General features: G+C 71.7%; 6 protein-coding genes and 1 pseudogene. 4 read left to right on the top strand and 3 right to left on the bottom strand.

Features of this window, described 5'->3' with window-relative positions:
• Positions 1-234: 234 nt before the first annotated feature.
• Positions 235-1086, bottom strand: coding sequence for a 4'-phosphopantetheinyl transferase family protein (locus VIM26_RS02095; protein ID WP_331948662.1), 852 nt, complete (start codon positions 1084-1086; stop codon positions 235-237).
• A 66-nt stretch (positions 1087-1152) separates the two neighbouring features.
• On the opposite strand from VIM26_RS02095, the gene VIM26_RS02090 reads away from it, so the two are divergent.
• Complete coding sequence (locus VIM26_RS02090; RefSeq protein WP_331948661.1) at positions 1153-2088, top strand: aminoglycoside phosphotransferase family protein; 936 nt, start codon at positions 1153-1155, stop codon at positions 2086-2088.
• A gap of 262 nt (positions 2089-2350) precedes the next feature.
• Here the strand turns inward: VIM26_RS02090 and VIM26_RS02085 are convergent, their stop codons facing one another.
• Positions 2351-3739 carry an MFS transporter gene (locus VIM26_RS02085; RefSeq protein WP_414696431.1) on the bottom strand — a complete coding sequence of 463 codons (1389 nt, stop codon included), beginning with the start codon at positions 3737-3739 and terminating at the stop codon, positions 2351-2353.
• 248 nt (positions 3740-3987) lie between these two features.
• Between VIM26_RS02085 and VIM26_RS02080 the strand changes: the two genes are divergently transcribed.
• On the top strand, positions 3988-4884 hold the full coding sequence (locus VIM26_RS02080; RefSeq protein WP_331948659.1) for a helix-turn-helix transcriptional regulator: 897 nt from the start codon (positions 3988-3990) through the stop codon (positions 4882-4884).
• Positions 4885-4948: 64 nt separating this feature from the next.
• On the opposite strand, the gene VIM26_RS02075 is transcribed toward VIM26_RS02080, so the two are convergent.
• A complete protein-coding gene (locus tag VIM26_RS02075; RefSeq protein WP_331948658.1) occupies positions 4949-5212 on the bottom strand; it encodes an acylphosphatase in 264 nt (87 codons plus the stop codon).
• Between the two features lie 180 nt (positions 5213-5392).
• Here VIM26_RS02075 and VIM26_RS02070 point away from each other — a divergent pair, with 180 nt between their 5' ends.
• Both VIM26_RS02070 and VIM26_RS02065 read left to right on the top strand, forming a co-directional pair.
• Positions 5393-6298, top strand: coding sequence for a hypothetical protein (locus VIM26_RS02070; RefSeq protein WP_331948657.1), 906 nt, complete (start codon positions 5393-5395; stop codon positions 6296-6298).
• Positions 6295-6703: pseudogene (locus VIM26_RS02065) on the top strand (hypothetical protein); the annotation flags it as partial. The gene VIM26_RS02070 and the pseudogene VIM26_RS02065, both read left to right, overlap by 4 nt.

Below are 6703 nucleotides of genomic sequence, written 5' to 3'. Positions count from 1 at the left end.
CTGTGGATAGGCTCACGAAATGGCTGCCTGGGGGTGGATTACCGGACGTTCCGGAGATTCTCGGCAATGGTGTCCGATGCCATAGGCGTTCAGCCGCCAACCCTCCGTCGAGAAGTCGATTTCCGCCCATCCCAAGGCGCCAGGATGGGCGAATATCGACTTCTCGACGGGCGCGGGCCAACTCTCGGCCGGCGTCTCGTGACGCTCGGTGGATGGTGGATGGCGCAGGCTGCGTCAGCCGATGTCGGGCAGCACCCGCAGGACCCGCACGAGCGGTGCCGCTCGACGCGCTTCGGTCGGACTTCTGAGGGTTCCTACCGGTTCGATCAGCGCGAGCGCGCCAAGGTGAGCGCTGTCGGGATCAACGTCGCGCACGTGCACCGAGGTGACCGGCTCGGGGAACGGCCAGCCGGTGAGATCGCCGCTCACCGGGTCGAGGGAGAGGGTCCGCGGATCCTGGGTCAGGCCGTGACCTGTTGCCTTGAGGACGGCCTCCTTGCGCACCCACAGCCGCCCGGCAGCCAGGGCGACGTCGGGCTCGGACCGCGCTCGGGCTTGCTCCTCGGGGGTCGCGGCTGTGTCGAGCACCTCCCCGGCGCGCTCGCTATCGAACGCGGCGCGAGGTTCGACGTCAAGACCGACCCGGCCGCGCAGGGCGCAGGCGACTCCGACGACGGAGCCCGCATGCGTGAGGGACAGGTCGACGGCTCGGTCAGGCGAACCGCCGTCGGCCCGGTAGCCCGGCGCCGCCGTGACGTGCGGGCGCCCGTGCTGCCGCCCGCAGTCGCACGCCCGGTCGATCGCGACCTGCGCGGGGTCGACGCCGAGCGCCGCGGCCGCGACCTGCCGGAGCAACCAGGCACCTGTCAGAGAACGGGCACGGTCTTCGGGTCGGCGCAGCCGGGCGACCCGCTCGCGCTCAGCTACCGGGCTCACGGCGACGGCGACATCGTGCTCGAGGCTCGGGCACCACACGACGAGGGCGCCACCGACGGGCACCGAGAGCGTCGACGGGTCGAGCGTCAGGGAAAGGACTTGTGCCCGACCCGCGCGGGCGGGTTGGGTGACCTGACTGTCCTTCGGCACACCCGCGACTCTAGTTCCGGCGCGCCGCCGATCGGACCGGCGATCAGCGATCAGCGAGGAACTTCAATGCCTTTCACCACCCGCCAGGCCACCGTGTTTCTCGAGGAGCACTACCAGGAAACGATCGACGGCGTGGCGGTCCTCGGCGCGGGCGTCTGGTCCGAGGCCTTTTCCTTCCGCCGGGCCGGCAGCGACTTCGTGCTGCGCCTCGGCGCCCACCGCGAAGACTTCGGGAAAGACCAGCTGGCTGCCGGATTCAGCGCCAATGCGCTGCCCATACCGAGAGTTCTCGAGATCGGCCGAGCATTCGATGGCCATTTTGCCGTCTCAGAACGAGCCTTCGGTGTGATGCTCGACGAGCTCGACCCCGGTGCCATGCAGCAGGTGGTCCCGTCCGTTCTCGAGATGCTCGACGCCGCCCGCATGGCCGATCTGTCCGCCACCCGCGGCTATGGCGGGTGGGACGCGACCGCGGGGAACGCGCCCCACCACACCTGGCGCGAGTATGTGCTCGCGCTGGCGAGCGCCGAGGACGTCCCCACCAGCCGCATCGCGGGTTGGCGGCGGCACCTGGAGTCGTCACCCGCCGCGATCGCCGCGTTCCGCACGGCGGGCGAGCACCTCGGCGAGCTGGTCCGGTACTGCCCGGAGGGCCGCCACCTCGTCCACGGCGACCTGCTGAACAGGAACGTCATGGTGACCAACGGTCGGATCAGTGCGGTCTTCGACTGGGGAAATGCTGTCTACGGTGACTTTGTGTACGACCTGGCGTGGTTCGTGCAGTGGGCGCCAGAGTTCCCCGCGATGCGTGGCATCGACTGGGAGGCCGAAGCGACGCGGCACTATGGACGCATCGGGCTGTCCGTGCCCCACCTTCACGAACGTCTCCTTTGCTACCGCCTCTACATCGCATTGGACAGCCTCATCTATCTCGCCTTCACGGCCCGCCTCGAGGAGCTCGAGCTCGAGGCGGCGAGAATTCTTCGGCTCACCGGGTCGTAGCAGGGCAGCTGCCGGCGGTCAGCGGAGCGCTCAGTTGCGTGCAGCGCCGAACCGCTTGCGGATGCCGGCGAAGAAGCCACCGAGCGGGTACTGCCGGCCGAGCGCGAGGAGCCGCGCCAGCAGACCGCGCTGGTCCATCACCTTGATCATGGACCTCCCATTCAACGTGACTGCGATCCGCACCCGATGCTCAGCGGGGCCCGGCGGCAAGCACACCCGCGCCGATCTCGGTCGTGCCCTCGGCCAGACAACTCTGTCAGGTTCACGCGTTCGCCGTCGTCGTCCGCCGGAGGAACACGGCGACCAGGCCGGCCGCGACCAGGCACAGGGCGGCGTTCACCGTGATGGCGGTGCTCACCCCGTGCAGCATCGCACTCGGGCCGCGCGCTCCCGAGAGGTGGATCTGCGCGGCGACCACCGCGGACATCACCGGGATGCCGAGCGTGATGCCGACCTGCTGGCTCATGGTGGCCAGACCGGCGGCCAACCCCTGCTCGTCGTCGGGCAGCCCGGTGGTCGCGGTGACCATGAACGCGACGATCGCGACCAGGTTCGCCACGCCGCCGACGAAGGTCGCGACCAGCAGCAGGTAGATCCAGCCCGGCTGCTGGCCGAGGAAGATCAGCGGGGTGGTCGCGGCGCCCTGGACCACGAGGCCGACGACGATCGCCCGTCGCGCGCCGATCGCGCCGATCACCCGGGGCGCGGCGAACCCACCGAGCACGGTCCCGGCGCCCAGCACGGCGAAGGCGAGGCCCGCGGCCAGCGGGGAGTAGCCGAGCACCTTCTGCAGGTACAGGGTCAGCAGGAAGACCAGCGACGTCTCGGTGACGAACGCGAGCAGGCCCGCGACGTTGCCCCAGGCGACCGTGCGCCGGGCCAGGATCCGGATCGGCACCATCGGGTCGGCGACCCGGGTCTCGATCAGCACGAACAGGCCAAGCAGCGCGAGGCCCACCAGCAGCGGACAGTACGCACCCGGCGCTCCCCACGACATCTGGCCCGCGGCGGTGAGCCCGTACACGACGGCGAGCAGCCCGAGAGTGACGGTCATCGCGCCGGGGACGTCCAGGCGTGCGCGGCGCGCCGGCCGGCTCTCCGTCAGGACGGCGGGCGCCACCACCAGGACGACGAGCGCGACGGCCACATTGAGGTAGAACGCCCACCGCCAGCTGAGCAGGTCGGTGAGGACCCCGCCGAGGATCGCGCCGGTGGTGAAGCCGGCCGCCATCAGGGCGCCGTTGAGGCCCAGGGCGCGCTCGCGCCGCGGGCCCTGCGGGAAGGAGGTGGTCAGCAGGGACAGCGCAGCGGGCGTCACCGCGGCCGTCGCGAGGCCCTGCGCGACGCGCGCGACGATCAGCATGGCGGGCGTCGTCGCGAGCCCGCCGAGCAGCGACGACAGCCCGAGCAGGGCGATGCCGATCAGGAACAGGCGGCGGCGACCGACCAGGTCGGCGACGCGGCCGAACAGCAGGGTGAAGCCCGCGGCGCACAGTGCGAACGACGTCGCCACCCATTGCAGGTTCGCCAGTGAGAACCCGACGTCGGCGCCGATCGCCGGCAGCGCGACGTTCAGCACCGAGAAGTCGACCGCCAGGGTGAAGCTCGCGGTGAGCAGCACGGCGAGCACGAGACGCTCGCGGCCCGTGATTCGTGGCCGGCGCGCGGTGTCGGGCCGTGGGTCGTCGGTCGGTGCAGCGTCGGTCGGCGTTGTCGCCTGGTCGAGGTCGGTCATGTCGTGGGGGTCCTTCCGGGGTCGGCGGCGGACGGGCTCGGCCGTCCGCCGACCACCCTCGGCGCGCGGGATGCCGTCAGCCAGATCCCTGCCCTGCCAGCCAGCGCGCTGCCTAGCACCGACAGGGTCAGGCAGCGCGCCGGGCACCGGTCACAATGGGCGCCATGCGCATCCCCGAGCCGCCGCCCGCCGGAACGCTCGGACACTTCCTGCGCAGCCGCCGCGCCCGGCTCACGCCCGAGGGGGTCGGTCTCGTCTCCTACGGTGCGCGGCGCGTCCCGGGCCTGCGCCGCGAGGAGCTCGCTCAGCTCGCCGGCGTCAGCGCGACCTACTACACCCGCCTCGAGCAGGGGCAGAGCACCAACGCCTCCGAGTCGGTCATCGACGCGCTCGCCTCGGCGCTTTCCCTGGACGACGACGAGCGCGGCCACCTCCACGACCTCGCGCGGCCCGCCCGCACGAAGCGTCGCCGCGCCGCGCGGCCCGACCTGGCCCGCCCCGGCACGGTGCGCCTGCTCACCGCGATGACCGACGTGCCGGCGGTCGTGCTGGGACGGCGCACCGAGGTGTTGGCGTGGAACCGGCTCGGCCACCTGCTGGTGGCCGGCCACGTCGACGTCGAGGCGCCCGGACGTCCGGCCGATCGGCCGAACCTGGCCCGGATGCTGTTCCTCGACCACCACACGCGCGAGCTGTACCCCCGGTGGGAGGAGGAGGCGGCACGCGCCGTCGCGTCGTTGCGCCTGGTCGCCGGCCAGTTCCGCGCTGACGTCGAGCTCGCCGCGCTCGTCGGCGAGCTGGTGCTGAAGAGCGACGAGTTCGCGGCCCTGTGGTCCAAGCACCCGGTCCGCAGCTGCGTGTCCGGCACGAAGCACCTGCGCCACCCTGTCGTCGGCGCGCTCGAGCTCGAGTTCGAGATCCTGCACCTGCCCGACGCCGGCGGGCACCGGCTGATGACCTACACGGCGGGACCCGGCACGCCGTCGGAGTCGGGGCTGCGGCTGCTCGGGACGTCGAGTAGGGTCGAGGGCGGGGTCCGGTCTGCATCGGCCGTCGGGTAGACCGCGCATTCAGCGTCCTCGCGGTCCTGCTGGTCCGCTGCGGGCTCTGTTGCCGGGCGACCGCTCACGCCCGGTGGCTGCTCGACTCAACCTCGACCGAGTCGACCCGCCCCGGGGCGTGCCTCCCGCGCAGGATCGCAAGCAGGTCCTCGAGCGCGGCCCGGTCGCCGCGTGCGACGACCTCGACGCTTCCGTCGTCGAGATTCCGCGCGGATCCGGTCAGGCCCAGCCGGTCGAGCTGGTCGGAGGTCCACCAGCGAAAGCCGACGCCCTGCACGCGACCGCGCACCCGCACGCGCAGGACCTCGACCGCACTCGGCTCAGCCACGTTCTGAAGATTACTGCGGCGAGATTGTCGAAGCGATCCAGGGCCGCGCGCGTGACAGCGAGCCAGTAACGCGCCGGTAACGCCGTGCCGCCCACGATGGTCCCGCGCAGCGCCATGCGCGTCCGCTGCGTTGCCAGCCGGGGGCGGAGGTCGCGCGGCCACGCGGAACGGGAGGGTCCGATGACCCCAGCCAGCCTGCGCGGCCCGATCTCAGCCGGGCGCCTCGTGCTCGTGTCGATCGTCCTGGTGGCGTCATTGGCCGCCTGCAGCGGTCCGGGCCAGGGCGGCTCGGGCGAAGCGAGCGCGTCGTCTTCGGCGACCGGCAGCGGTTCTGGGGCGAGCTCGGACCAGAGCGGGTCGGGCGGCGGGGGTGGAGGCAGCAACAAGGGCGGAGACGACGGCTTCGCCTACCTGCCGTGGGGACCCACGGATCCACCGATCCCGGAGCAGTACGCAGCCCTCGCCGGTTCGTCCGGCGCCGCGCCGCGCTGCGCGCCGGACAACCCGGTCGGTGGGGACTTCTGGGCCGTCGCGGCCGCCGTCTGCCGGGCGATCACTGCCGGCGGCCAGTGGCCGACGACGACCACGGTCCCCGCGCCGCCGTCTCCGGAGAATGCGTACCAGGCGTGCCTGAACGACGAGCTCGCGACGATGCTGAGCGCGGCGCTGAGCTGGCACGCCGACAACCCGGATCGCCAACCGAACGTCTCCTTTCCCGAAAGTTCGACGGTGTCGCCGTGCCAGAGCCGGGTTTACGACGTCTCGGTGCTCAGCGACTCGGATTCCCCGATCTCCGGGGCGAACCAGGTCCCCGTCGCCGTCGTCTACTCCGGTAGCGGGACAGCCGCGGACGTCACCGTGGACGGGCAGCCGCCGGAGGACTTTGCCGACGACTCGGGTCCTGGCGCCGGGGTCAACACGCTCACTGTCCTGGTTCCCCAGCAGAGCGACCCGCACACCGCCCAGATCGCGTTCACCACCGGCCGCGGGCCACTGACCACAAGCGTGGACGTGCCGGGCAACGGTGGGTCGGGTTCGACGTCCCCCGGCACGCAGTCCCCGTCCGACGACACGTCGACCTCGTGACCGACTCGCCCGAGACTGCGGAGCCTCGCGGGGTCACCCGACAGGATGTGTTCTCCGTGCTCGGCGGACTCGGCGCGATCCTCACGCTGGTCACCGCCGTGCTGTTCTACTTCGGATGGGCGCGCAGCTTCGCCCAGGCACGCGCCATGGGTATCGACGTGAGCCTGTTCGGCTTCTCGTCCCAGGACTACGTGCTGCAGAGCATCAACTACCTGTACGTCCCGCTGCTCGTGCTCCTCGGACTCGGGCTCGGCTGGCTCTGGCTGCACTCGCGGGTCGTGGCGCTGCTGCGCTCGGACCTCCTGGCGGTCCCGCGTCGTCGCGAGCTGGTCACGTCATGGGCCTTCTGGCTGACCGTCGCGGCGGGTGCGCTGGCGGTGGGCAGCGTCCTGTTCACCGTCGAGA

The organism is Pengzhenrongella sp. (assembly GCF_036565025.1).
In the GTDB taxonomy this organism is placed as follows: domain Bacteria; phylum Actinomycetota; class Actinomycetes; order Actinomycetales; family Cellulomonadaceae; genus Pengzhenrongella.
This window is presented reverse-complemented; position numbering and strand designations above follow the sequence as displayed.